We start from the raw sequence: 22,663 nt of genomic DNA on the forward strand, positions 1-22,663 counted from the left end.
TTAATGGAAATACAATATATAGGGGAACAACTATTACCTGGCCAAACAGGTAATTTTTTCATTGTTCTATCATTCATAAGTGCGCTTGTTGCCGCAATAAGCTATTTTTTTGCAGTAAAGGAAAATCCACTTATTGGGTCTTGGAAAAGATTTGCAAGAGTTTCTTTTCTTGTACATTCCCTGGCAATTTTTGGAATTATTGCAACCTTATTTTATCTTTTGTTTAATCACCGCTTTGAATATTACTATATCTGGCAACATTCATCCACGGAACTTCCAATGCGTTATATACTTTCCTGTTTTTGGGAAGGACAGGAGGGCAGCTTTTTGCTCTGGTCATTTTGGCATGTGATTTTGGGTCTTTTTCTTTTGCGTGTTTCTAAAAGTTGGGAAGCCCCTGTTATGTCAGTATTTTCAATGGTGCAGGTGTTTTTAACATCTATGCTTTTAGGAATATGGGTTTTAGGATACAAATTGGGAAGTAACCCTTTTCTCTTACTTCGCGATCATCCTGATATGGCAAATTTGCCTTTTCTTTTAAACCCTGAATATTTAGCTCAAATTGATGGAAGGGGACTTAATCCACTTTTACAAAATTATTGGATGACAATTCATCCCCCGGTATTGTTCCTTGGTTTTGCCTCTACACTTGTTCCATTCGCTTATGCCATAGCAGGCTTATGGACACAAAAATATACAGAGTGGTTAAAACCTGCTATTCCATGGACTTATTTTGGAATAATGATTTTTGGAACAGGAATATTAATGGGTGGAGCCTGGGCTTATGAAGCATTAAGTTTTGGAGGATTTTGGGCATGGGATCCGGTTGAAAATGCCTCCCTTGTTCCCTGGCTTACAATGGTAGGAGCAGCTCACGTGATGATTATTCATAAAAACAAGGGAACTTCCCTTTTCACAACCTTTTTTCTTACAATAATCACTTTTATCCTTGTTTTGTATTCAACTTTTTTAACCAGAAGTGGAATATTAGGTGACTCTTCAGTCCATGCCTTTGCTGACCTTGGTATGGCAGGACAATTACTGGTTTACCTGTTGTTTTTTTCAATTGGAGCAGGAATTTTATTGGCTTTTAATTACAAGCATTTGCCAAAAAACGAAAAGGAAGAAAGCATAATGAGTAGGGAATTCTGGATGTTTATTGGTTCTCTTGTGCTTTTAATCTCTGCATTTCAAATATCTTTTACAACTTCAATACCTGTAATTAATGCTGTTTTTCAAACTAACCTGGCCCCCCCTCTGGATCCTGTTGCACATTATAACAGCTGGCAGCTTCCTTTTGCCATTATTATTGCCTTGTTAATTGCTATTGGGCAATATTTAAAATACAAGGATACCTCATTAAAAGAATTTTTTAAAAAAATAAGTATTGCACTTGCTGCTGCAATCATTCTTTCTGCAACCTTTGCCTGGTCATTAAAAATGGATAATGTTTTTCATATCCTTCTTTTGTTCACCTCTATGTTTGCTGTAATTGCCAATATCAATTACTACATTTTTATTTTAAAAGGGAAAATAAACTTTTCAGGGGCTTCCATAGCCCATATTGGTTTTGCTTTATTACTTTTCGGAGCACTTTTATCTACTTCAAAAAGCACCATTATTTCCACCAATACTTCAGGAATTGATATAAAAAGCCTTGGCGATAGTTTCAGTAATCAGGATAATATAATGCTGGTAAAAGGCGATACGCTTAGAATGGGCAATTATTTTGTGATCTACAAGGGAAAAAAGACTGAAGGAATCAATATTCACTATGAAGTAGAATATCTTACAAAAGACAAAGAAGATAATTACACATCTGAATTTACGCTTTTTCCGTTAATACAAACAAATCCAAGAATGGGAAATGTAGCAGAACCTGATACAAGACACTTCCTTAGCTTTGATGTTTATACACATATTACCTATGCAGAATTAGATGAACCTAAAATAACTGATTCAGATAAATACAAAGCCGCAAATTCCTTTATGGCCTCAATTGGCGATACTCTATTTTCAAGTAACAGCATAATTATTTTGGAAGATGTTTCACGAAAGGTTGATAAAGAGAAATATCAACTGGCCGAAAATGATATGGCTGTAAAAGCAAGGTTAAAAATTACTGATATAAACAACACTGTAAGCTTTGTAGAGCCCTTATTTATTTTACGTGATGATTATATTGTTCCAGTTCAAGCCAGCAGTGAAGAATTAGGATTGAAATTCACCTTTGATAAAATTGACACAGAGACAGGGAAAATACAAATCAATATTGCAGAAAAACATTCAAATTCTAGAGAATTCATTATTATGAAAGCCATTATTTTCCCTTACATTAACATTCTTTGGATGGGTTGTATTATAATGGTTATTGGTACTATGCTTGCCATAAGACATAGGTTGATAAAAAAATGAAACGATGAGTAAAAAGGCTTCAGCAAATTTCCCGGAAATTGTTTTGATCGGAGCCGGAAATCTGGCAACTCATCTGGGTAAATGCCTTTATGGAAAAGGTTTTAAAATAGCCCAGGTTTACAGTAAAACCCAAAATTCTGCCAATATACTTGCAAAAGCCCTTAAAGCAGAGCCAATAACCAGTTTTACGAGTATAAAAAAAGATTCGGATTATTATTTTATCTGCCTAAAGGATGATGTAATAAACGAATCCGTTAGTAAGATTCCTGTTGTGAAGGGAATTGTAATACATACTTCCGGGAGTGTTTCTATGGGCCTGTTGAGTGAAAAATTTGAGCATTGCGGGGTTTTATATCCCATTCAAACATTCAACAAAAAAATTAAAAAAATATCCTTTAAACACATACCATTATGTACAGAGGCAAGTAATGAATATTCCCTGAATTCAATTTTACAGCTTGCCAATACCCTTTCAGATGATGTGAGGCTGATAAATTCAAAACAACGACAGGTTATTCACTTAGCAGCTGTTTTTGCTTGTAATTTCTCCAACCATCTTTTTGCTATTGCTGCTGATTTATTAAAAAAAGAAGAAATTGATTTTTCCATTTTATATCCCTTAATTGTTCAAACCATTGAAAAGGTTAAATCAAATACTCCACTTGAAGTTCAAACTGGTCCAGCAGTAAGAAGTGATCTTAAAACAATTGAAAAGCACATGGAATTATTACAAAACGAAATAAATTACCAGGAAATATATAGAGTAATTACCGGAAATATTTTAAATTCACATCAGAAATAAGCCTAGATATGGAAGTTAATTTTAAAATCCTTATGAAAGATATCACCACTTTTGTATTTGATGTGGATGGTGTTTTAACAGATGGCAATGTTATACTTCTGCCTACAGGAGAACAAGCGCGCAGAATGAATATTAAAGATGGTTATGCCTTGCAGCTGGCCATTAAAAAAGGATATAAAATTTGCATTATTACGGGTGGAAAATGTGAAATGGTAAAGCAAAGATTAAAGGGGCTGGGAATAAATGATATTTATTTAAATATTTCAGATAAGGCAGACAAATTAGAGGATTATATTTATGATAATGATTTGAAAAAAAAACACATTCTTTACATGGGTGATGATATGCCTGATTATGAGGTTATGCTTATGGCAGGAATAGCTGCTTGTCCAAACGATTCAGCTCCTGAAATAAAAGAAATTTCTGCCTATGTTTCTCATTTAAATGGTGGGCAAGGTTGTGTTAGAGATGTAATTGAACAGGTTCTAAAGGTTCAGGGTAAATGGCAACATGAAGCTTCAGTAAAAAGTATAATTTAATCCTATCTTAAGTCATTTAAGCATTTCTCCTTAATAAATGCAAAAGTAATTTCTGTTGATTTAAAATTTTTCCCCTTTCTATTCCATTTTCCAAATTAGCTCCTTTTAATTCAATCTTATTTTTATGGATTTTTATCAGAGAATATACTTGAAAGAGGATATATTTTATACACTTAAAAACCAAAAGGAAAGCCAAAGTTTATTATCTTTAATACAATGATTCCATTTTTTAAATTAATCCGTTGGCCTAACCTGCTAATCATTGCACTTATCCAGTATCTAGTAAGGTATCTGATATTAAAGCCAATGTTAGCATTGTCACATATTGATTTGCAATTAAGTCATTTTGATTTTTTTCTTTTGGTTTTGTCAACAATGCTTATTGCAGGGGGAGGATATATTATCAATGATTATTTTGATACAAAAATAGATCGCATCAATCGTCCTGAAAATGTAGTTGTGGGAAAAACCATTAAACGAAGGGTAGCAATAGTTTCTCATATATTTTTAAGTCTTATAGGTATATTTCTTGGTTTTTACGTAGGTTATAAAGCAGGGATGTATAAATTGGGATTTGTTCATTTTATTTCTTCAGGCCTTTTGTGGTTCTACTCCACTGATTTTAAAAGGCTTCCCTTTACCGGTAATTTTATTGTTGCCATCCTTTCAGCCTTGGTTCCCGTGATTGTACCCTTATTTGAGATTCCTCCATTAAATAATGCCTATTCAGATATTTTAATAGAAACACAAACCAATTTCAATTTCCTGTTTTATTTTCCTGCAGGCTTTTCCATTTTTGCATTTTTGTTCACCCTAATCAGGGAAATAATAAAGGATATTGAAGATTACAACGGGGATAAAGCTTTTGGATTAAACACTCTGCCAATATTGTATGGGATAAATAAAGCAAAAACACTTGTAATGACGGTAATTTTATTTACTATTATTTTGCTCGGATTTCTTCAATTCTGGCAATTGAAAAACAGTGATATTTTATCTTTCATGTATATTTTACTGGCAATTCAACTGCCTACTATTTATCTGGTATTCAGATTAAAACAAGCCACAACCCCTGAAGATTTTCATGCTGCCAGCAGTTTCACCAAACTCATTATGCTCCTTGGCATATTGTATTCAGTAATAATATTTATGATTTTAAATTAAACCAATTACACAACATATGAAATAGCCATGCACAAACCATGCACAAACGCTAATGAAGATAACCTGGCTATCCCGATAAATCGGGATGACAGTTAAAAACAAATTATATACATATGAAATAGCCATGCACAAACCATTCACAAACAGCAATGAATATAACCTGGCTATCCCGATAAATCGGGATGACAGTTAAAAAACAAATTATATACATATGAAAAATATTATTCGCTTCGCATTAATTTCTACTGCTTTTTTTTCTCCTTTTACTGTAAATACTGGATTTTCTCAGTGTAAATCAAAGGAAATCGTAAAATCATCAAAAACCAAACTTCAGCCCTATAAATATTCTGGTGCTGCTGTTAATGATTTTATTATTGATGATAAATCAAAAATGATTGATATTGAATTTACAGTTTACGAAGGACAGGAATACAGACTTGTTTTTTGTCCTTCGTTAAATCTCACTCAAGACATTAAAATCAGTATTTACGATAAAAGAAAAAACTTTAAATCACGAAAACTTATTTTTGAAACATCATCAAAAAGTGAAAATCCTCTTTTCTTTGATCCCCCAAAATCCGGTAACTACTATATTGAATATACAATACCTGCTAATGAAAATCCAGAAACAAAAAGTGAAGGTTGTATGGTACTGATGATTGGTTATCAAACAAAGAAATAATAGATACTTTTTATTACTTAATAAAGAATAATGATCCGGATCATTTATTCATTTAATTATCGCAATCAATAATATAAAATACTCCGCAGATTATAATGATTAACATAACCCTACCTGACGGCTCAATAAGAGAATATAAAGAAGGCATTACTGCCCTGGAAATTGCAGCTTCAATTAGTGAGGGATTGGCACGCAATGTACTTGCTGCTAAAGTCGAAAATGAAGTTTGGGACGCAACAAGACCTATTCATAAAGATTCATCCTTAAAGCTGTTAACATGGAATGATCAGGAAGGAAAGAATGCAATGTGGCATTCATCTGCCCACCTTTTAGCGGAGGCACTTGAAACAATTTACCCTGGAGTTAAATTTGGAATAGGCCCCCCAATTGAAAATGGTTTTTATTATGATGTGGATTTGGAAGGTCAAAACATTTCATCGGATGATTTCAAAAAAATTGAAGATAAAATGCTTGAACTTGCCAGGCAAAAAAATAAATTTGAACGAAAAGAAATTTCAAAAAAAGAGGCCGTAGAATTTTTCAAGAAAAAAAAGGATGAATATAAATTAGAACTTCTTGAAGGTTTAAATGACGGAGATATTACCTTTTATTCCCAGGGAAATTTTACTGATTTATGCAAAGGTCCTCATATTCCAGATACTGGTTTTATTAAGGCAATAAAATTATTGAACATTGCAGGTGCTTATTGGAGAGGAGACGAAAAAAGAAAACAATTAACCCGTATTTATGGTATTACTTTTCCTAAACAAAAGGAACTGGATGAGTACTTGATTTTATTGGAAGAGGCAAAGAAAAGAGATCACCGCAAATTAGGTAAGGAACTCGAGCTTTTCACTTTTAGTGAAAAAGTAGGAATGGGTCTGCCATTATGGCTTCCCAAAGGAGCAGCACTGCGCGAAAGACTGGAGAATTTCCTTAAAAAAGCGCAACTAAAAGCTGGTTATGAACCGGTAATTACTCCTCACATTGGCCATAAAAATTTATATGTAACTTCCGGTCATTATGAAAAATACGGGGCTGATTCATTTCAACCAATAAAAACACCACAAGAGGGTGAAGAGTTTTATTTAAAGCCCATGAATTGCCCCCATCACTGTGAAATCTATAAAAGTAAACCAAGATCCTATAAAGACCTTCCTGTTCGCTATGCTGAATTTGGGACAGTTTACCGGTATGAACAAAGCGGTGAGTTGCATGGCTTAACAAGGGTAAGGGGATTTACACAAGATGATGCTCACTTGTTTTGCATGCCCGAGCAAGTAAAAGAAGAATTTATTAAAGTAATTGATTTAGTGCTTTATGTATTTAAAGCACTTGATTTTCCTGATTATACCGCACAAATATCACTTCGGGATAAAATCAACAGAAGTAAATATATAGGAAGCGATGAGAATTGGGAAAAAGCAGAATCTGCAATTATAGAAGCTGCTGCAGAAAAAGGACTAAGCACGGTTGTGGAATATGGAGAGGCGGCCTTCTACGGCCCCAAACTCGATTTTATGGTAAAGGATGCTTTGGGAAGAAAGTGGCAGTTAGGTACAATTCAGGTGGATTATAATCTCCCAGAGCGTTTTGAACTGGAATATACCGGAAGTGACAATAAAAAACACCGTCCGGTAATGATACATCGGGCTCCATTTGGTTCCCTGGAAAGATTTGTTGCGGTTCTGATTGAACATTGTGCCGGAAATTTTCCTATTTGGCTCACACCAGACCAGGTTGCAATACTCCCTATCAGTGAGAAATACAACGATAATGCAAAAAATCTTTTAAATGTGTTAAAAAATTACGATATTCGCGGCTTTGTTGATGACAGGAATGAGAAAATAGGCAAGAAAATAAGAGACACTGAAATGAAAAAAGTCCCTTATATGCTGATTTTGGGAGAAAAAGAAGTCAATGAGAATACCATTGCAGTAAGAAAACACGTTGAAGGAGACTTAGGTACTTTTACAGTTGAAGGATTTAAGGATTTATTAAATAAAGAAATAGAAAACAAATTAGTAACATTTTAATTTAAGGAGGATTAATTTATAGCAACAGATAATAGGTTTGTGCGGCCAAGGTTTCAAAAAAAAGAAGAAGCGCATAAAATAAACGAGAAAATCAGAGCCAGGGAGATCAGGTTAGTAGGAGATAATGTAGAAACTGAGGTTGTTTCACTTGAAAAAGGATTAGAAATAGCCAAGGAAATGGATCTTGATTTAGTAGAAATTGTTCCCAATGCTACCCCTCCAGTTTGTAAAGTAGTTGATTATAAAAAATTCCTTTATGAACTTAAAAAGAAGGCCAAGGAAATAAAAGCCAAAGCATCTAAAATAGTTGTAAAGGAAATACGTTTTGGGCCCAATACGGATGACCATGATTTTAATTTCAAACTAAATCATGCCATAAAATTTTTGGAAGAAGGAGCAAAAGTGAAGGCTTTTGTGTTTTTTAAAGGAAGATCGATTATTTATAAGGAACAAGGCGAAGTTTTACTTTTAAAGTTTGCCCAGGCCCTTGAAGAATTCGGAAAAGTTGAAAGTATGCCTGCACTCGAGGGCAAAAGAATGATTATATTTTTAGCACCTAAAAAGAAAATTAAATAACAATTAAATATATCCACGGAAATGCCAAAGATGAAAACAAATTCCAGTGCTAAGAAAAGGTTTAGACTAACCGGCTCTGGAAAACTTAAAAGAAAGCAAGCTTTTAAAAACCACATCCTTACTAAAAAATCTACCAAAAGAAAAAGAAATCTTACTGGTTTCACAATGGTACATGATGCAGATCAGGGGAACATCAAGCTTTTGCTTTGTATAGGTAAATAAAAAATTATTAACCAGGTATTCAGCAACAAAGATTCTCTGAAAATGAGAACGCTGCTTATCAAAAAACCAATAAATTATGCCAAGATCGGTCAATACGGTGGCTTCTAGAGCCCGCAGAAAAAAAATATTAAAATTAACCAGAGGTTATTTCGGTGCAAGAAAAAATGTTTGGACTGTTGCTAAAAATACTTTAGAAAAAGGTTTAACTTACGCATATCGCGATAGAAAAGCAAAAAAGAGAACTTTCAGAGGACTGTGGATCCAAAGAATTAATGCAGGAGTAAGAGAACACGGTATGTCTTATTCTGAATTTATGGGTAAAGTTCATGCAAAAGGAATTAACCTTAACAGAAAAGTACTTGCTGATTTAGCAATGAACCATCCAATTGCTTTTAAAAGCGTTGTAGATTCTGTAAAGTAAAATCATATATCAAATAACAAAAAAGGGAATCCTAATTTTAGGATTCCCTTTTTTATTGCATCATTTTTTCTGCTTAGCGGTCTTTGCATTTTTCTGGCTTGATCCATTTTTCTCGGTGCGCTTTTTACGTGAAAACTATTATTCTTCACTTTTTGTGTGAAAACATATTAGCGGACTTGCACATTTTTTCTCTGCGCTCTTTGCGTGAAAATCGTATAGTTAATAAGAAATCAAGGACTGATTACTTAATATTTGACTTTATTTTTAGATGGTTGAATTTGCAATATCTTAGCGACCTTTGCGTCTTTTTTTCTTTGTGCTCTTTGCGTGAAAATGCAAATATAATTCCGAAATAAAAAAAAGCGAAAAATCCGGTTAATTCTATTTCTCTTTGTGTGAAAATTATTTATTCCCGTTTTTTGTATGAAAACAAATAAAAAAGAACATTAATTCTTTTTTACTCTGCTTTTTCCAATATAAGCCAAATAATAATCAGGATTGATTTTCAATGCTAAATCATAATTTTCCAGCGCTTTAGGAAAATCCCCCAAGCGCTCATAACAATAACCGCGCATGTATAAAGCCTCATAATAGGAAGGCTTAAAAGATAAGGCATTACTAAAATGATCAATTGCTGTTTTATACTCTTTAAGATATTCAGAATGAACATAACCAAGGTTATAATGAGCATAGACATGTTCAGTGTCTATTTCCAAAATATTGAAATAAGATTCAATCGCTTTCTTATGCATGTTGTTTTCCTGGCAAAAAACTCCTGCTGCATACCAAGCCTCAATACTATTGGGTGTTACTTTTAATGCATTGTTATAGTAATCAAGAGCAAGTTTGTTTTTTTGGGTTGCAAATAAAAGCCCCAGTTGCATATAAGCGTGGTAATAATCAGGATCCTGCTCAACAGTAGTTTGAAAGCTTGAAACAGCCTTGGCAGTATCTCCGGATTCCTTAAAAGCCATTCCCTTAATAAAATAAGCCTTCGCATTATACTTGTCTATTCTTAAAATTTTATCGATGTTTCCAATTGATTCCTTGTAATTTTTTAAATATAAATGCAGTTCTGCCAATTTCATACGTGCATCAATATTTTCAGGCTCTAGCTCAAGCGCCTTTTCTAAGGCTGCCTTCACATTTCCGGCAAGACCTTTTGTAAAATACAAGTCGGAAAGAGTAACAAAATATTCTGCCTTTGAGCTATCAAGCTTAAAAAGCCTGGACATATCAGAAAGCGCAGCATCTATATTGCCATTTGTTTGCAAAAAGTACTTTGCCCGCTCATGATAGAGCTTGGGATCATTGGGGTTTTTCTTTATTTTTTCATTAATAAAAACAAGGGCGGAATCTGCAGAAACAGCAACAACAACATCTTCAATTTTTTCTTCCTGCTCTTTTTGAACACATGAAAAAAGCAAAAAAGAACAAATAAAAACGAGTAAAATCTTTGGATTGTACATAATAAAAAAAAGCCGGCTTACCTGTTTTGGGATAAGCCGGCAGAATTTGATTTTTTAATTAACCGGTACTTTATATAAAACAGCTTTAATTTTCATTTCCAATTCCTCGGCAAGCTCAAGGTTATCCAGCAATAAATTCTTAACAGCATCTCTTCCCTGTCCAAGTTTGGTATCTCCATAACTGAACCATGATCCACTTTTCTTTATAATATTTTGCTCAACACCAATATCAATAATTTCTCCAACCTTTGAAATTCCTTCTCCATATAAAATGTCAAATTCAGCCTGACGAAAAGGTGGAGCAACTTTGTTTTTTACAACTTTTACTCTTGTTCTGTTCCCAATTACATTATCGGCATCTTTAATTTGGCCTATTCTTCTTATATCAAGTCTTACAGAAGCATAAAACTTAAGTGCATTTCCACCCGTTGTAGTTTCAGGATTACCAAACATTACACCGATCTTTTCCCTTAATTGATTGATAAATATGCAACAGCAACCTGTCCTGCTTATAGTGGCGGTTAATTTTCTCAATGCCTGTGACATCAATCTTGCTTGTAAGCCCATTTTAGAATCACCCATCTCCCCTTCTATTTCACTTTTTGGTGTTAATGCGGCTACAGAGTCAATTACAATAATATCAATAGCTCCTGATCGGATAAGGTTTTCAGTGATTTCAAGTGCTTGCTCCCCATTATCTGGTTGAGAAATTAGCAGGTTATCTGTGTCAACACCTAAATTGTGAGCATATACTCTGTCAAATGCATGTTCTGCATCTATAAAGGCAGCTATTCCACCATTCTTCTGGGCCTGGGCAATAGCGTGAATGGCCAGGGTTGTTTTACCAGATGATTCAGGGCCATAAATCTCAATAACTCTTCCCTTTGGAAATCCACCAATCCCTAATGCAAGATCAAGTGTCAATGAACCTGTGGATATTACCTCTACATTTTCAATGGCTGAATCTCCAAGTTTCATAATGGCACCTTTGCCATATGTTTTTTCCAACTTATCTAAAGTTAATTGAAGTGCTTTATACTTCTCCTTGTTAATTTCTTTATTCACGTCTTTTGTTTCTTTTTCTTTACTCATATAGGTTCAGGTATTTATATGTAACAATTATTATTTTAATTTAGTATTGATAGGATTTGTTCTGTATGATTTTTAGTTGTCACTTTGGTAATTAGAGCCCTAATCAAGCTGTTTTCATCAATTAGAAAGGTGCTACGATGAATTCCATCAAACACTTTTCCCATAAATTTCTTTTCTCCCCATACACCATAAGCTTTACAGATTTTTTTGTCGGTATCTGCAAGTAAAGGAAACGGCAGGTCATATTTTTCAATAAATTTTCTGTGTTTTTCCTCAGAATCAGCACTTACACCTAATATACTGATCCCTTTACTTTTTAAAACAGAATAATTATCCCTCAAATTGCAAGCTTGAAGAGTACATCCAGGGGTATTGTCTTTGGGATAAAAATACAAAACAAGCATTTTGTCTTTAAAATCACTTAAAGAAACAAGGTTCCCATCCTGATCAACCCCTGTGAAATCGGGAGCTTTATCACCTTGTTTTAAATGTGTCATAAGTTTATTTCTCTATCCTACAAAGTAAACATAATATTTGACAAAAAACTTCAGTGAAATTATTTTTTTTTGAACAAATTAAGTATTGGTAATTTTATCTGGCAAAACAGAACTATTTTTCTGATAGTATTTGCAGTAGGCAGTTAGCGGACATATTAAACATTTGGGTTTTCGGGCTATACAAACATATCTTCCATGTAAAATCAACCAATGATGAGCAACAGCAATTTGAGATTCGGGGATGTATTTAACAAGCTGCCTTTCTGTTTCAAGAGGAGTTCGCGCATTAACAGTGAGCCCTAATCGGGCTGATACTCTGAAAACATGAGTGTCTACAGCAAGGGCGGGTTTATTAAATACAACTGAGGCAATAACATTTGCAGTTTTTCTGCCAACTCCGGGCAATTTTTGCAAGGCATCAATTTCCGAGGGAATAATTCCATTAAATTCTTCACAAAGCATTCTGGCCATACCAATAAGGCTCTTGGCTTTATTGTTAGGATAACTTATGCTTTTAATGTAATCAAAAACCTCCTCTTGGGATGAGGCAGCAAGAGTTTGTGGATCAGGAAAACGTTTAAACAAAGAAGGAGTAACAATATTTATTCTTTTGTCGGTACATTGAGCAGATAGAATTACTGCTACAAGTAGTTCAAAAGCGCTGGAATAGCGCAACTCTGTTTCAGCCTCAGGATTGTGCTGGGCAAAATATTCCAATACTTTTTTAAAACGTTCTGTTTTGGTCATTGTAGAATAGAAAGGTACAAAAATAAAAAACCTCCGCACTAAAAGTGCAGAGGTTAATCTTTTAATAAAAAAGAATTAATTAAGAACCATTTCAATATTTTTACAATATTCAGATCCTGAAACACTCAAAACCTTAGAATAATTTAAAATATTGCTGATTGCAAAAGATGAAGGCTGAGGGCCATGTTCAAAATCTGCACCATTAATTAACTCTTCAAGAAGAGCATCGTCTTCAATAAATGATAAAAGATCTTTTAAATTGTAGGTTTGGCTCATAGGCACTTTAGAGGTTTATAAATATGATTTTTTTAGCTAACGTGAAGATAGTAAAAATTATTTCACTTAAAAAATCTTTTTTTTATAAAACAGCCTATTTGCGCACCAGTCAGGCCTATCCGTGTAGATTCAATCCAGTAATAAATACTTTTACCTGGTAAGAATTATGTCCTTTTCCGCAATAAGTTTTCTTAAATTAATCAAAGCGTATCTCATTCTTCCTAGCGCAGTATTTATACTAACATTAGTAAGATCAGCTATTTCTTTAAAGCTCATATCACTATAATGTCTTAACATTAACACTTCTTTCTGATCGGGTGGAAGATATTGAATAAGTTTTCTAACATCCTCATGGATCTGATCCTTGATTAATTTATCTTCAATATTACCCTGTTTTAAAGGTAAAATATCAAATATGTCAAAATCCTCACCACCGTCAACTACTGGCATTCTCTTGTTTTTTCTGAAATGGTCAATAACCAGATTATGCGCAATACGAAGAACCCAGGGAAGGAATTTCCCCTCTTCGTTATAATTTCCTTTGCGCAAGGTGTTAATTACCTTGAAAAAAGTATCCTGAAAAACATCCTCTGCGAGTTGATGATCTTTAACTATTTGTAATATGTAGGAATAGATTTTGCTTTTGTGTCTGCTGATTAGCGTCTCAAGGGCATTTTCATTTCCACTTAAATACTGACTTACGAGTTCATGGTCATTTAATTGCTGACTCATTTTGACCTCCCTTTTTTATAATTTGTGAATAAAAGGTAGCTGTTTACTCGATAGTTTTTGGTTTAAAGTGAAATTAAATGTATTTTTTTCGTTATATTAATTGACAAATTTAATATAATTTTTTTAAATAACACAATAATCAGAATTTTTACTGATTATTCTTTTTGTTTTTATTGCCTTATTAATTATATTTTTGCAAATTATTTGCTACAACTATTGCTAAATCTATGCCAAAACAAGATATAAGTTCATTAGATCCTAAAAAATTCATCATTATAAAGGGTGCCAGGGTTCACAACCTCAAGAATGTGTCTATTGCCCTGCCCCGCAATAAATTTATTGTTATTACCGGTTTATCCGGCTCGGGTAAATCCTCCCTGGCCTTTGACACTTTGTTTGCCGAGGGCCAAAGGCGCTATGTGGAGAGCCTTTCCAGCTATGCCAGGCAGTTTTTGGGAAAAATAGACAAGCCTGATGTTGATTACATAAAAGGAATTTCGCCCGCTATTGCCATTGAACAAAAAGTAATTACAAGAAGCTCAAGATCAACGGTTGGAACAACTACAGAAATTTTCGATTATTTAAAACTTTTGTTTTCAAGAATAGGAAAAACATACTCTCCAGTATCAGGCAAAGTAGTAAAAAGGGATTCTGCTATGGATGTGGTGGATGTTATTAATTCATTTCCAGAAAACACTAAAGTAGCCCTTTACGCTCCTCCTGTTATTCCTGCGGGTAGAAAAATAAAAGAACACCTTAAGGTTTTATTGCAGCAGGGAATAACCAGGATTAAACATAAGGATGAAATTATAACCATTGAAGACTTCCTTTCATCCACTGCCAGTGAAAAAGATCAGGTACTTATTTTAGTGGATCGTTTTTCTGTTCAAAAGGAAAATGATGAAAACAAGGTAAGAATTGCCGATTCGGTTCAAACTGCCTTTTTTGAAGGCGCGGGAGAATGTATGGTGGAAATGTTTTTGGAGGGGGGAGAAACTAAAATGCATTCATTCAATAACCGTTTCGAGGCTGATGGAATCATCTTTGAGGAGCCAACAGTACATTTCTTTAGTTTTAACAATCCTATTGGTGCATGTAAAACCTGTGAGGGCTTTGGAAGCATTATCGGAATTGATGAAGATCTAGTAATTCCTGATAAAAGTTTATCGGTTTTTGAAGATGCTATTGTTTGCTGGAAAGGGGAGAAAATGAAGGAATGGAAAGAAAAACTAATCCATTGTAGCAGCAAATTCGATTTTCCAATTCACAGGCCTTATTATGAACTCTCAAAAAAAGAAATTCAACTCATTTGGAATGGAAATAAATATTTCCAGGGATTAAATGATTTTTTCAAATTTCTTGAAGAACAAAGTTATAAGATTCAGTATAGGGTAATGTTATCTAGATTCAGGGGGAAAGCAATATGCCCTGAATGCCTGGGAACTAGATTAAGAAAGGATGCATCTTACGTTAAAGTGGATAATTATTCAATTATTGATATTGTTTTATTACCAATTGAAGATGTAATTGAAGTTTTTAAAAAAATTAAACTGAATGAATATGATACTCAGGTAGCAAGTCGATTATTAATTGAAATTAACAACAGGCTTAAATTCATGGATAAGGTTGGGCTTGGTTACCTAACCCTTAACCGTTTATCAAACACACTTTCGGGGGGTGAATCACAGAGGATCAATTTAGCTACTTCTCTTGGAAGTAGTCTTGTTGGATCAATGTATATTCTTGATGAGCCTAGTATAGGACTTCACCCCAGAGATACTCACAGAATGATTGAAGTTTTGATAGCATTGAAAAATGCTGGAAATACCGTAATTGTAGTGGAACATGATGAGGAGATAATGAAAGCAGCAGATCAGTTAATTGATATGGGACCATTAGCAGGAAGCCTTGGAGGAGAATTGATTTTTCAAGGAAACCATCAGGATATTCTTGTAGAGGAAAAAAGCCTTACAGCAAGGTATTTAACAGGAAAAGATTTTATCTCCATTCCTGAAAGAAGAAGAACCTGGACAAGGTTTATTGAAATTAAAGGGGCCAGGGAAAACAACCTGAAAAACATTGATGTAAAAATCCCTTTGCATACACTAACAGTCATTACAGGAGTAAGCGGATCAGGCAAGAGCACATTGGTTAAAAAAATATTATATCCTGCTTTAAAAAAAATGCATAGTGGTTATGGAGAAAAAACAGGAAATCACGATAAGATCGAAGGAAACATCCGGGCTGTTGAGGCTGTAGAGTTTATAGATCAAAATCCAATTGGAAAATCAACCCGGTCGAATCCGGTAACCTATGTTAAGGCATATGATGAAATCAGGGCTTTATTTGCCAATATTCCGCTTGCTAAAAACAAGAGCTACAAACCCTCGCATTTTTCTTTTAATGTTGAGGGCGGAAGATGCGATGTGTGTGATGGAGAGGGCGAAGTGAAAATAGAAATGCAGTTTATGGCAGACATTCATCTTGTTTGCGAGACTTGTAAGGGAAAAAGATTTAAAGATGAAATTCTTGAAATTGAATTCCAGGGAAAAAACATTTCTGATGTACTTGATATGACTGTGGATGATGCCATTGACTTTTTCGCATCAAACATGAATAAAGAAAACCCAAAAGAAAGTACTTTTGAAAGAAAAGTGGTGGAAAAACTAAAGCCTTTGCAAGAAGTTGGTTTAGGTTATGTTCATTTGGGGCAATCCTCCAATACTTTGAGCGGTGGCGAGGCCCAGAGAATTAAGCTTGCCTCTTTTTTGAGTTTGGGAACATCGGCCTCCCCTACTCTTTTCATTTTTGATGAACCAACTACTGGTTTGCATTTTCACGATATTAAAAAATTGTTAACTGCCTTTAACGCCTTAATTGAAAAAGGACATTCACTGGTAGTGATTGAGCATAATGTGGAAATCATTAAATCAGGAGATTGGATTATTGATTTGGGGCCTGAAGGAGGAAACAAGGGAGGAGAATTAATATTCCAAGGAACTCCTGAGGACTTAGTTCATTGTGAGGGATCGTATACCGGTAAATTTTTGAAAGGCAAAATACCTGAAAAGGTGAATTAATTCAGAATTCTTTTTCATTTGAAAGGGTATCAAAATAAAGAAAAATTGAACTGCAGTTTTTTAATTATTTAAACAGGCTATTAAAACGGGGCTGGTTTGTTTAAAACAATCTTAATGTTTAAGCGCAATATTTCAGCCATGGAATTGCATTTTAGAAACATTTTGGATTCATGTTGTTTTGATAACTCTTCCCTGAGTTGAACTATTTTCTCTTTAGATGAGATTGTATCCAGGTTTAAATTATCCATTAAATCCTTCATTCGGTAACGGTTTGATTGAAGCCTTTTTCCAATCAATGTTCTTTCTTCAAATTGATATTGCTTAATTGTTTGAGGGTTCAGAAGTTCGGAGCAAAGTTTTACCAGTTCGCTATTTTCCTTATAAAACTGGGGCAAATAAAGGCTTTTTCTTCCCTCATAGGATTGCTGGTCAAAATCGATGGCCCTTATGCGGTATTGTTCATCTTCAAAATCGGGGGTAATGTCAATTACATAATTGTAGGAACGCATGTCACCTAAAAGCCGGACAAAACAGCGCTCATTGAATTTCACAAATTCTTTGGCAATCCTTACTTTATTCACTCTTTCGGTAACTAAATATTCAAGGATAAAATTATCTCCTGGAATTCCTGCAATGTGTTCCTCTATAAGTGTTTCTTTTGATACAAAATAATTAATGTGATTTGGAGAAAGCATGTGTTCAAGTTCCAATCCATAGATCCTTGAAGCATCGGCCCTTTTAATATAGAAATAATCATAATTATCGTTAAGCTGATTCACTATTCTAACTCTAAAGGGTTTTGAATTTCCAAAAGTGCAAAAGTCAATGCGATCCACATAAAGGTGTTCCATTACAGAAATGTCGCCATCGGTTTTCAACAATGAATACATTTGGGTTAATCCTGTATTAAGTTCCTCATTACGGTATGGATCATAAAATATAGTTTCCCATAATGTGTCCTTGCCATATTTATCAATAAGAGGAAAAGCCTGAGCATACTGAAGCAAATCATTGTAATAAATGGTTAAATTAACAACTCGTTTGTATTTATCAAGGTATTGAAAAAGCCTTTCGTTTATTTTATAATAGGGCTTTTTTTTGGAGATATTGTTAATCATTTAGGACGTATTGGATGTAATCTAAAAGGATATATTAATCTTTGGTTCTTTGAGGATTTTGGATTAAGCAAAAGGATCAAATATAAATTTAAAACCTTTTATAGAAAGATACCCTACTATTTCTAATTATTTATCAATCATTATAGGTTCCTTTAAATTGAAGTTCAAATAATTTTCTGTATTGCCCATCAATTTTAAGTAATTCTTGATGGCTTCCCGATTCTACAATTTGCCCCTGGGAGAGTACTATAATTTTATCTGCCTTTTGCACGGTAGCAAGCCGGTGTGCAATTATTATGGAAGTTCTATTTTCTGTAATTTTATCAATAGCGTATTGAATAAGCTGTTCGGATCCTGTATCAACCGAGGAGGTAGCCTCATCAAGAATCAATATTTTTGGATTGTAAACATAAGCCCTGATAAAGGAAATTAATTGCCTTTGACCAACTGAAAGCATTCCTCCCCTTTCCATTACATTAAAATCATATCCACCAGGGAGTTTAATAATAAAATCATGAGCACCTACAATTTTGGCCGCTTCTATTACCTCATCCCTGGTTATATCCGGATTATTCAATGTAATGTTATTTAAAACAGAACCTGAAAAAAGAAAAACATCCTGTAATACCACAGCAATATTGTCTCTGATTGAACTAATCTTGTAATCCTTTAGTTCCTGATTATCAACCAATATTTGGCCTTTCTGGTATTCATAAAACCTTCCAAGCACATTTATAATGGATGTTTTTCCTGAGCCTGTAGAACCAATCAAAGCAAGGGTTTCTCCCTTTTTAGCGGTAAAGGAAACACCCTTTAAAACATAATCTTCCTCATTGTATGCAAACCACACATTATTAAATTCAATGTTTCCCTGCACCTTATCCATACTATTTGTACCGGTATCCTGAATATATGCGTGAGTATCCATCACTTTAAAAACCCGCTCGGAACTTACCATTCCCATTTGAAGGACATTGAATTTATCAGCAAGTTCACGGATAGGCCTAAAAAGCATGTGCAGGAAAAGTATGAATGCCGTTAATGTTCCCAGTGTAACACCCTCTACTTGTCGAATAATCGAGTTTGCTCCCCACCAAATAAGTAAACCAATGGAAACTGCGGAAAGAATTTCAACAACAGGCAAAAACACGGAATAATGCCAAACAGATCTAATATTGGCATCACGATGACGCATATTGATGTGTTTAAACTTGTCCATCTCAGTTTCTTCCCTATTGAATATTTGAACAATGCTCATTCCTGTAATATGTTCCTGAACAAATGCATTGAGATTTGCAACCTGAGTCCTTACATCCTGAAAAGCAGATTTAATAGCATTTTTAAAAACCCATGCACTGAATATCAATACAGGCAGCACGGATAAACTAATCAGTGTTAGTTTAATATTGAGAAAAAACATTACCCCTACAATTACAAAGATCTTTAATAAGTCACCAATAATTACCAAAAGACCTTCGGAGAAAATATCAGCTATAGTTTCAATATCAGAAATTGAGCGTGTTACCAATGTTCCTATTGGAGTTCTATCAAAATACTTTAATTTGAAACTCAAAAGGTGTTTGTAAACATCTACCCTTAAATCCTTTATAACTGTTTGCCCAAGCCAGTTTGCCATAAAGGTATTGTTGTATTGAACAATTGCCTCTACAAACAGCAATGCAGTCATAATTAGCGTCATTGTCAATAAACCAGAGGCATTGGAAAGTAAAATAAAATTATCAAAAGTATATTTAATTAACCATGGTCTTAAAGGCGCTAAAACAGCAAGTAAAATTGTAGTAAAACAAGTAAGGAAAAAAGTTCTATTGTATGGTTTTACATATTTCAACACCCTTTTTAGCAGGAATAAATCTACTGCTTTCCCAGTAACGCTTTTACTCATAACATCAAGCCCTCCGGATAGGTAACTTTATCTAAAAACAATCCACAAGCAGGAACAGAAAAACCCGCAGCAGTACGATCTTTATTCTCTATGATTTTTTTAAAACCATCAGTAGTTAATTTATTTTTTCCAATGTCAATCATTGTTCCTACAATTGCCCTTACCATGTTTCTTAAAAAACGATCGGCTGTAATGGTAAACAAAATGTGATCATCCTGTTTTGCCCATTTAGCATCTATTATTTTGCAAACATTTGTTTTTACATGTGTACCTGTTTTGCAAAAGCAACTAAAATCAGAATAATCAAAAAGCAGAGCTGATGCACTATTCATTTGTTCCAAATTCAATAATCCTGGATAATAATAAGCCGTATCGAAATTAAATGGATCTTTTTTTTGTACAATATAATATTTATATGTCCTGGAAACTGCATCATAGCGTGCATGCGAATGCTCCACGACTTTAACAATTTTTTTTATAGCTATATCTTTAGGCAAAAGTCTATTTAATTTGAAAGTAAAATCGGGATGAATTAAATCTGCTCTTTCTGCATCAAAATGAGCGTAAAAATCCCTGGCGTGCACACCTGTATCAGTTCTTCCGCATCCTGTTGATTCTATTTTTTCTTCAAATATCAAAGTCATTGCATTATTAAGTTCTGCCTGAACTGAATGTGCGTTTTGCTGAATCTGCCAGCCGTGATACCTGGTTCCCTTGTATGCTAATTGAATAAAATAACGCTGCAATTTTTGCTTTTAATAATGAACATGCAAAATTACTAAAAGCTTAAAGAAATAAGGGCGTATATTTTTCTTTCTTTAATTAATTATTGAAAATTTAATTATTATACAGATTTTTTCAGAATTTAGGCAAGCAAGAAAGTGATAAAAAGGTAATTATCAAAATGGAAAAGAGTGAATAAATAAAAAGATTTTTACTGATTTAACAATCCATTTTCCATTGCTCTTTTCTTAAAAACAAGACTACAAAAAGTCTTGTTTTTTTTACACATTTAATTTTTATTCATTTTTATTCATACAGCTATTCTAATTGCATGCGAATGAATTTTCATATCACCATTCATTTTTATTAAATTTGCTTTTTTCTATTGAAAAAAGCATCGAAATTTTACTTATTAACCTGAGTTCGATTATAATTACTTTTCTTCCAATTTGTCAGAGATTCCACTTTCCGTCCGGAATGACTGTCATCGCAGAAATGAAGCACGGTGTAATTAGGAATCAGTATCAGTATCAGATTGCAGGAGTTTCATTTAATAACCGAAATAAGGAAATAATGTTAAATTTTTATGTTTATGGTAACACCAAGGAATCCAAATCAAATAATTACAAATTGAGGAAAAAGCGGATAGAATATTTTAAGGATATAACTGTTAATGTATAAAAGTTGAAAAAAATTATGAAATGCCATTTTACTTATGAATAACATGGTTATACTCTTTGACTATTAAAAGACGAATTATACACATATGAAATAGCCATGCACGAACCGTTCACAAACGCTAATGAATATAACCTGGCTTTACCATATGACAATTAAAAAACAAATTATATACATATGAAATATTGGTTCAAGATTTTAATTATCATGCCACTTTTGGTCCTATTTTTTTATAGTTGCAAAAAGGATGCAGGAGAAGGTGGAGGAGCTAGCATTTCGGGAAAACTGTTCAGTAAAAATTTTCATTCTCCTGAAGCTCCTTATACTGAAGATGACATTGAAGCAGACAAGAAAATTTACATAACTTATGGAGATGAAAAAATACCTGATGATGATACTCGGACAGGGATTGATGGTAGTTTTAAATTTTCATATTTAAGAAAAGGCACATACAACATTTTTACATATTCCCTTAATCCGGCATCCGCTTCTGATGATAGTGAAATACCGGTTATACAAACGGTAGAAATAACAAAAAACAATCAGCAGATAACACTTGATGATCTTGTTATTTATGAAAAGGCCGATAACAATGGCAGTTCTACCATAAGAGGAAGAGTGTTTGTGAAAAAATACATCTCATCCTTTACTTTTGTTGTTGATTCCTTTTATGTTGCAGATGAAGATGTATTTGCCGTGTATGGCAGAGAATTTGGAATTAGCAAAAGGATAAGAACCTCACATGATGGTTCATTTGAATTTTCTAACCTTAGAAAAGGCACCTATAGTATTTACGTTCTTTCAAAAGATAAGGAAATGCAAACCTCAACAAATATCCCTGTTCTAAAAGAAGTTAAAATAACCGCAAACAACCAGGTAGTGGTTATGCCAGATATAGTTATAGCTAAATAATCATGAAAAATTTACTACTGTTTTTTTATATAGTTTCCTCTTTATTTGCATCAGAGTTATATGCTCAAAGTAAAAAAAACATTAAAAAAAACAAGATAGAAAGCTATAGGGAAGTAGTAACTGAAGGCATTGACGAAAAGCAAGTGACCTATACGGCTGTTGAAAATAATTACAATCCCAATGGAAAATTAAACAGTGAGACTGTAAAAACAAAAGATGGAAAATTCAAAAAGAAAAGGATTATAACTTTCGACAAGTTGGGTAATGAAATTGAGGAAGAAATATACAACTCAGAAGGAAAACTAAAAGAAGTTATAAAAACCAAATACAAGGATGGAAAAAAAACAGAAGTAAGTACTTTCGATCCTAATCAAAAGCTCCTAACTAAACAAATGATTGTTTATAATAATCTTCAGGATAAGACCCAGGAAAAATTATTTGATGCCAGCGGTAAACTAATTGAAAAAACAAATTACGAATACGATAAACGGGGGCTTAGAACCACCAAAACAATTTCAGATGGCAATGGGAAAATAATTTCCACAAGAAAATACGAATATCGTTTTTATTGATTTTGAA

21 protein-coding genes are annotated in these 22,663 nt (G+C 33.7%); 12 read left to right on the forward strand and 9 right to left on the reverse strand.

The annotated features are described in order from the left end of the window. Positions 1-3 precede the first annotated feature (3 nt). From ccsA to rplT, 9 genes are all read left to right on the forward strand, one after another. A complete protein-coding gene (ccsA, locus tag H0V01_13290; GenBank protein ID MBA2584351.1) occupies positions 4-2,415 on the forward strand; it encodes a cytochrome c biogenesis protein CcsA in 2,412 nt (803 codons plus the stop codon). A 4-nt stretch (positions 2,416-2,419) separates the two neighbouring features. Then, a complete protein-coding gene (locus H0V01_13295) occupies positions 2,420-3,217 on the forward strand; it encodes a DUF2520 domain-containing protein (protein ID MBA2584352.1) in 798 nt (265 codons plus the stop codon). An 8-nt stretch (positions 3,218-3,225) separates the two neighbouring features. After that, entirely contained in the window at positions 3,226-3,756 is a 531-nt protein-coding gene (locus tag H0V01_13300; GenBank protein ID MBA2584353.1) for an HAD hydrolase family protein, read from the forward strand. A 216-nt stretch (positions 3,757-3,972) separates the two neighbouring features. Then, a complete protein-coding gene (locus tag H0V01_13305; protein MBA2584354.1) occupies positions 3,973-4,920 on the forward strand; it encodes a geranylgeranylglycerol-phosphate geranylgeranyltransferase in 948 nt (315 codons plus the stop codon). A gap of 211 nt (positions 4,921-5,131) precedes the next feature. Further along, positions 5,132-5,602, forward strand: a complete 471-nt coding sequence (locus tag H0V01_13310) for a hypothetical protein (protein ID MBA2584355.1) — start codon at positions 5,132-5,134, stop codon at positions 5,600-5,602. 95 nt (positions 5,603-5,697) lie between these two features. Beyond that, complete coding sequence (gene thrS, locus H0V01_13315) at positions 5,698-7,638, forward strand: threonine--tRNA ligase (protein ID MBA2584356.1); 1,941 nt, start codon at positions 5,698-5,700, stop codon at positions 7,636-7,638. 18 nt (positions 7,639-7,656) lie between these two features. Then, positions 7,657-8,214 (forward strand): translation initiation factor IF-3, encoded by a 558-nt coding sequence (locus H0V01_13320; GenBank protein ID MBA2584357.1) that lies wholly within the window; start codon positions 7,657-7,659, stop codon positions 8,212-8,214. A 21-nt stretch (positions 8,215-8,235) separates the two neighbouring features. Beyond that, the gene (rpmI, locus tag H0V01_13325; GenBank protein MBA2584358.1) at positions 8,236-8,436 is read left to right on the forward strand and encodes a 50S ribosomal protein L35; all 201 of its coding nucleotides are present in this window, start codon (positions 8,236-8,238) and stop codon (positions 8,434-8,436) included. Between the two features lie 76 nt (positions 8,437-8,512). Further along, on the forward strand, positions 8,513-8,857 hold the full coding sequence (gene rplT, locus H0V01_13330) for a 50S ribosomal protein L20 (protein ID MBA2584359.1): 345 nt from the start codon (positions 8,513-8,515) through the stop codon (positions 8,855-8,857). 446 nt (positions 8,858-9,303) lie between these two features. On the opposite strand, the gene H0V01_13335 is transcribed toward rplT, so the two are convergent. The 6 genes from H0V01_13335 to H0V01_13360 all read right to left on the reverse strand — a co-directional run bounded on the left by H0V01_13335 (position 9,304) and on the right by H0V01_13360 (position 13,670). Further along, positions 9,304-10,326 carry a tetratricopeptide repeat protein gene (locus H0V01_13335; GenBank protein MBA2584360.1) on the reverse strand — a complete coding sequence of 341 codons (1,023 nt, stop codon included), beginning with the start codon at positions 10,324-10,326 and terminating at the stop codon, positions 9,304-9,306. A gap of 54 nt (positions 10,327-10,380) precedes the next feature. After that, the gene (gene recA, locus H0V01_13340) at positions 10,381-11,418 is read right to left on the reverse strand and encodes a recombinase RecA (protein ID MBA2584361.1); all 1,038 of its coding nucleotides are present in this window, start codon (positions 11,416-11,418) and stop codon (positions 10,381-10,383) included. Positions 11,419-11,453: 35 nt separating this feature from the next. Beyond that, the gene (bcp, locus tag H0V01_13345) at positions 11,454-11,915 is read right to left on the reverse strand and encodes a thioredoxin-dependent thiol peroxidase (GenBank protein ID MBA2584362.1); all 462 of its coding nucleotides are present in this window, start codon (positions 11,913-11,915) and stop codon (positions 11,454-11,456) included. A 78-nt stretch (positions 11,916-11,993) separates the two neighbouring features. After that, positions 11,994-12,662, reverse strand: coding sequence for an endonuclease III (nth, locus tag H0V01_13350; GenBank protein ID MBA2584363.1), 669 nt, complete (start codon positions 12,660-12,662; stop codon positions 11,994-11,996). Positions 12,663-12,737: 75 nt separating this feature from the next. Continuing rightward, complete coding sequence (locus H0V01_13355) at positions 12,738-12,938, reverse strand: hypothetical protein (GenBank protein ID MBA2584364.1); 201 nt, start codon at positions 12,936-12,938, stop codon at positions 12,738-12,740. A 150-nt stretch (positions 12,939-13,088) separates the two neighbouring features. After that, the gene (locus H0V01_13360; GenBank protein ID MBA2584365.1) at positions 13,089-13,670 is read right to left on the reverse strand and encodes a sigma-70 family RNA polymerase sigma factor; all 582 of its coding nucleotides are present in this window, start codon (positions 13,668-13,670) and stop codon (positions 13,089-13,091) included. A gap of 227 nt (positions 13,671-13,897) precedes the next feature. Here H0V01_13360 and uvrA point away from each other — a divergent pair, with 227 nt between their 5' ends. Then, positions 13,898-16,750 (forward strand): excinuclease ABC subunit UvrA, encoded by a 2,853-nt coding sequence (uvrA, locus tag H0V01_13365; GenBank protein MBA2584366.1) that lies wholly within the window; start codon positions 13,898-13,900, stop codon positions 16,748-16,750. A gap of 80 nt (positions 16,751-16,830) precedes the next feature. Here the strand turns inward: uvrA and H0V01_13370 are convergent, their stop codons facing one another. The 3 genes from H0V01_13370 to truA all read right to left on the reverse strand — a co-directional run bounded on the left by H0V01_13370 (position 16,831) and on the right by truA (position 20,517). Further along, entirely contained in the window at positions 16,831-17,865 is a 1,035-nt protein-coding gene (locus H0V01_13370; protein MBA2584367.1) for a hypothetical protein, read from the reverse strand. A 136-nt stretch (positions 17,866-18,001) separates the two neighbouring features. Continuing rightward, positions 18,002-19,771 (reverse strand): ABC transporter ATP-binding protein, encoded by a 1,770-nt coding sequence (locus tag H0V01_13375; GenBank protein MBA2584368.1) that lies wholly within the window; start codon positions 19,769-19,771, stop codon positions 18,002-18,004. Continuing rightward, complete coding sequence (gene truA / locus H0V01_13380) at positions 19,768-20,517, reverse strand: tRNA pseudouridine(38-40) synthase TruA (protein MBA2584369.1); 750 nt, start codon at positions 20,515-20,517, stop codon at positions 19,768-19,770. The genes H0V01_13375 and truA overlap by 4 nt, the downstream gene beginning before the upstream one ends. Before the next feature lie 862 nt (positions 20,518-21,379). Between truA and H0V01_13385 the strand changes: the two genes are divergently transcribed. Next, on the forward strand, positions 21,380-22,084 hold the full coding sequence (locus H0V01_13385) for a carboxypeptidase regulatory-like domain-containing protein (GenBank protein MBA2584370.1): 705 nt from the start codon (positions 21,380-21,382) through the stop codon (positions 22,082-22,084). A gap of 2 nt (positions 22,085-22,086) precedes the next feature. After that, complete coding sequence (locus H0V01_13390; protein ID MBA2584371.1) at positions 22,087-22,656, forward strand: hypothetical protein; 570 nt, start codon at positions 22,087-22,089, stop codon at positions 22,654-22,656. Positions 22,657-22,663: the final 7 nt, after the last annotated feature.

Source organism: Bacteroidota bacterium, assembly GCA_013696965.1.
In the GTDB taxonomy this organism is placed as follows: Bacteria; Bacteroidota; Bacteroidia; order JACCXN01; family JACCXN01; genus JACCXN01.

Excerpts from the sequence above, each read along its gene's own strand:
- ccsA (MBA2584351.1), top strand. The coding sequence starts at position 4 with ATGGAAATACAATATATAGGGGAACAACTATTACCTGGCCAAACAGGT.
- H0V01_13295 (MBA2584352.1), top strand. The coding sequence starts at position 2,420 with ATGAGTAAAAAGGCTTCAGCAAATTTCCCGGAAATTGTTTTGATCGGA.
- H0V01_13300 (MBA2584353.1), top strand. The coding sequence starts at position 3,226 with ATGGAAGTTAATTTTAAAATCCTTATGAAAGATATCACCACTTTTGTA.
- H0V01_13305 (MBA2584354.1), top strand. The coding sequence starts at position 3,973 with ATGATTCCATTTTTTAAATTAATCCGTTGGCCTAACCTGCTAATCATT.
- H0V01_13310 (MBA2584355.1), top strand. The coding sequence starts at position 5,132 with ATGAAAAATATTATTCGCTTCGCATTAATTTCTACTGCTTTTTTTTCT.
- thrS (MBA2584356.1), top strand. The coding sequence starts at position 5,698 with ATGATTAACATAACCCTACCTGACGGCTCAATAAGAGAATATAAAGAA.
- rpmI (MBA2584358.1), top strand. The coding sequence starts at position 8,236 with ATGCCAAAGATGAAAACAAATTCCAGTGCTAAGAAAAGGTTTAGACTA.
- rplT (MBA2584359.1), top strand. The coding sequence starts at position 8,513 with ATGCCAAGATCGGTCAATACGGTGGCTTCTAGAGCCCGCAGAAAAAAA.
- H0V01_13335 (MBA2584360.1), bottom strand. The coding sequence starts at position 10,326 with ATGTACAATCCAAAGATTTTACTCGTTTTTATTTGTTCTTTTTTGCTT.
- recA (MBA2584361.1), bottom strand. The coding sequence starts at position 11,418 with ATGAGTAAAGAAAAAGAAACAAAAGACGTGAATAAAGAAATTAACAAG.
- bcp (MBA2584362.1), bottom strand. The coding sequence starts at position 11,915 with ATGACACATTTAAAACAAGGTGATAAAGCTCCCGATTTCACAGGGGTT.
- nth (MBA2584363.1), bottom strand. The coding sequence starts at position 12,662 with ATGACCAAAACAGAACGTTTTAAAAAAGTATTGGAATATTTTGCCCAG.
- H0V01_13355 (MBA2584364.1), bottom strand. The coding sequence starts at position 12,938 with ATGAGCCAAACCTACAATTTAAAAGATCTTTTATCATTTATTGAAGAC.
- H0V01_13360 (MBA2584365.1), bottom strand. The coding sequence starts at position 13,670 with ATGAGTCAGCAATTAAATGACCATGAACTCGTAAGTCAGTATTTAAGT.
- uvrA (MBA2584366.1), top strand. The coding sequence starts at position 13,898 with ATGCCAAAACAAGATATAAGTTCATTAGATCCTAAAAAATTCATCATT.
- H0V01_13375 (MBA2584368.1), bottom strand. The coding sequence starts at position 19,771 with ATGAGTAAAAGCGTTACTGGGAAAGCAGTAGATTTATTCCTGCTAAAA.
- H0V01_13385 (MBA2584370.1), top strand. The coding sequence starts at position 21,380 with ATGCCACTTTTGGTCCTATTTTTTTATAGTTGCAAAAAGGATGCAGGA.
- H0V01_13390 (MBA2584371.1), top strand. The coding sequence starts at position 22,087 with ATGAAAAATTTACTACTGTTTTTTTATATAGTTTCCTCTTTATTTGCA.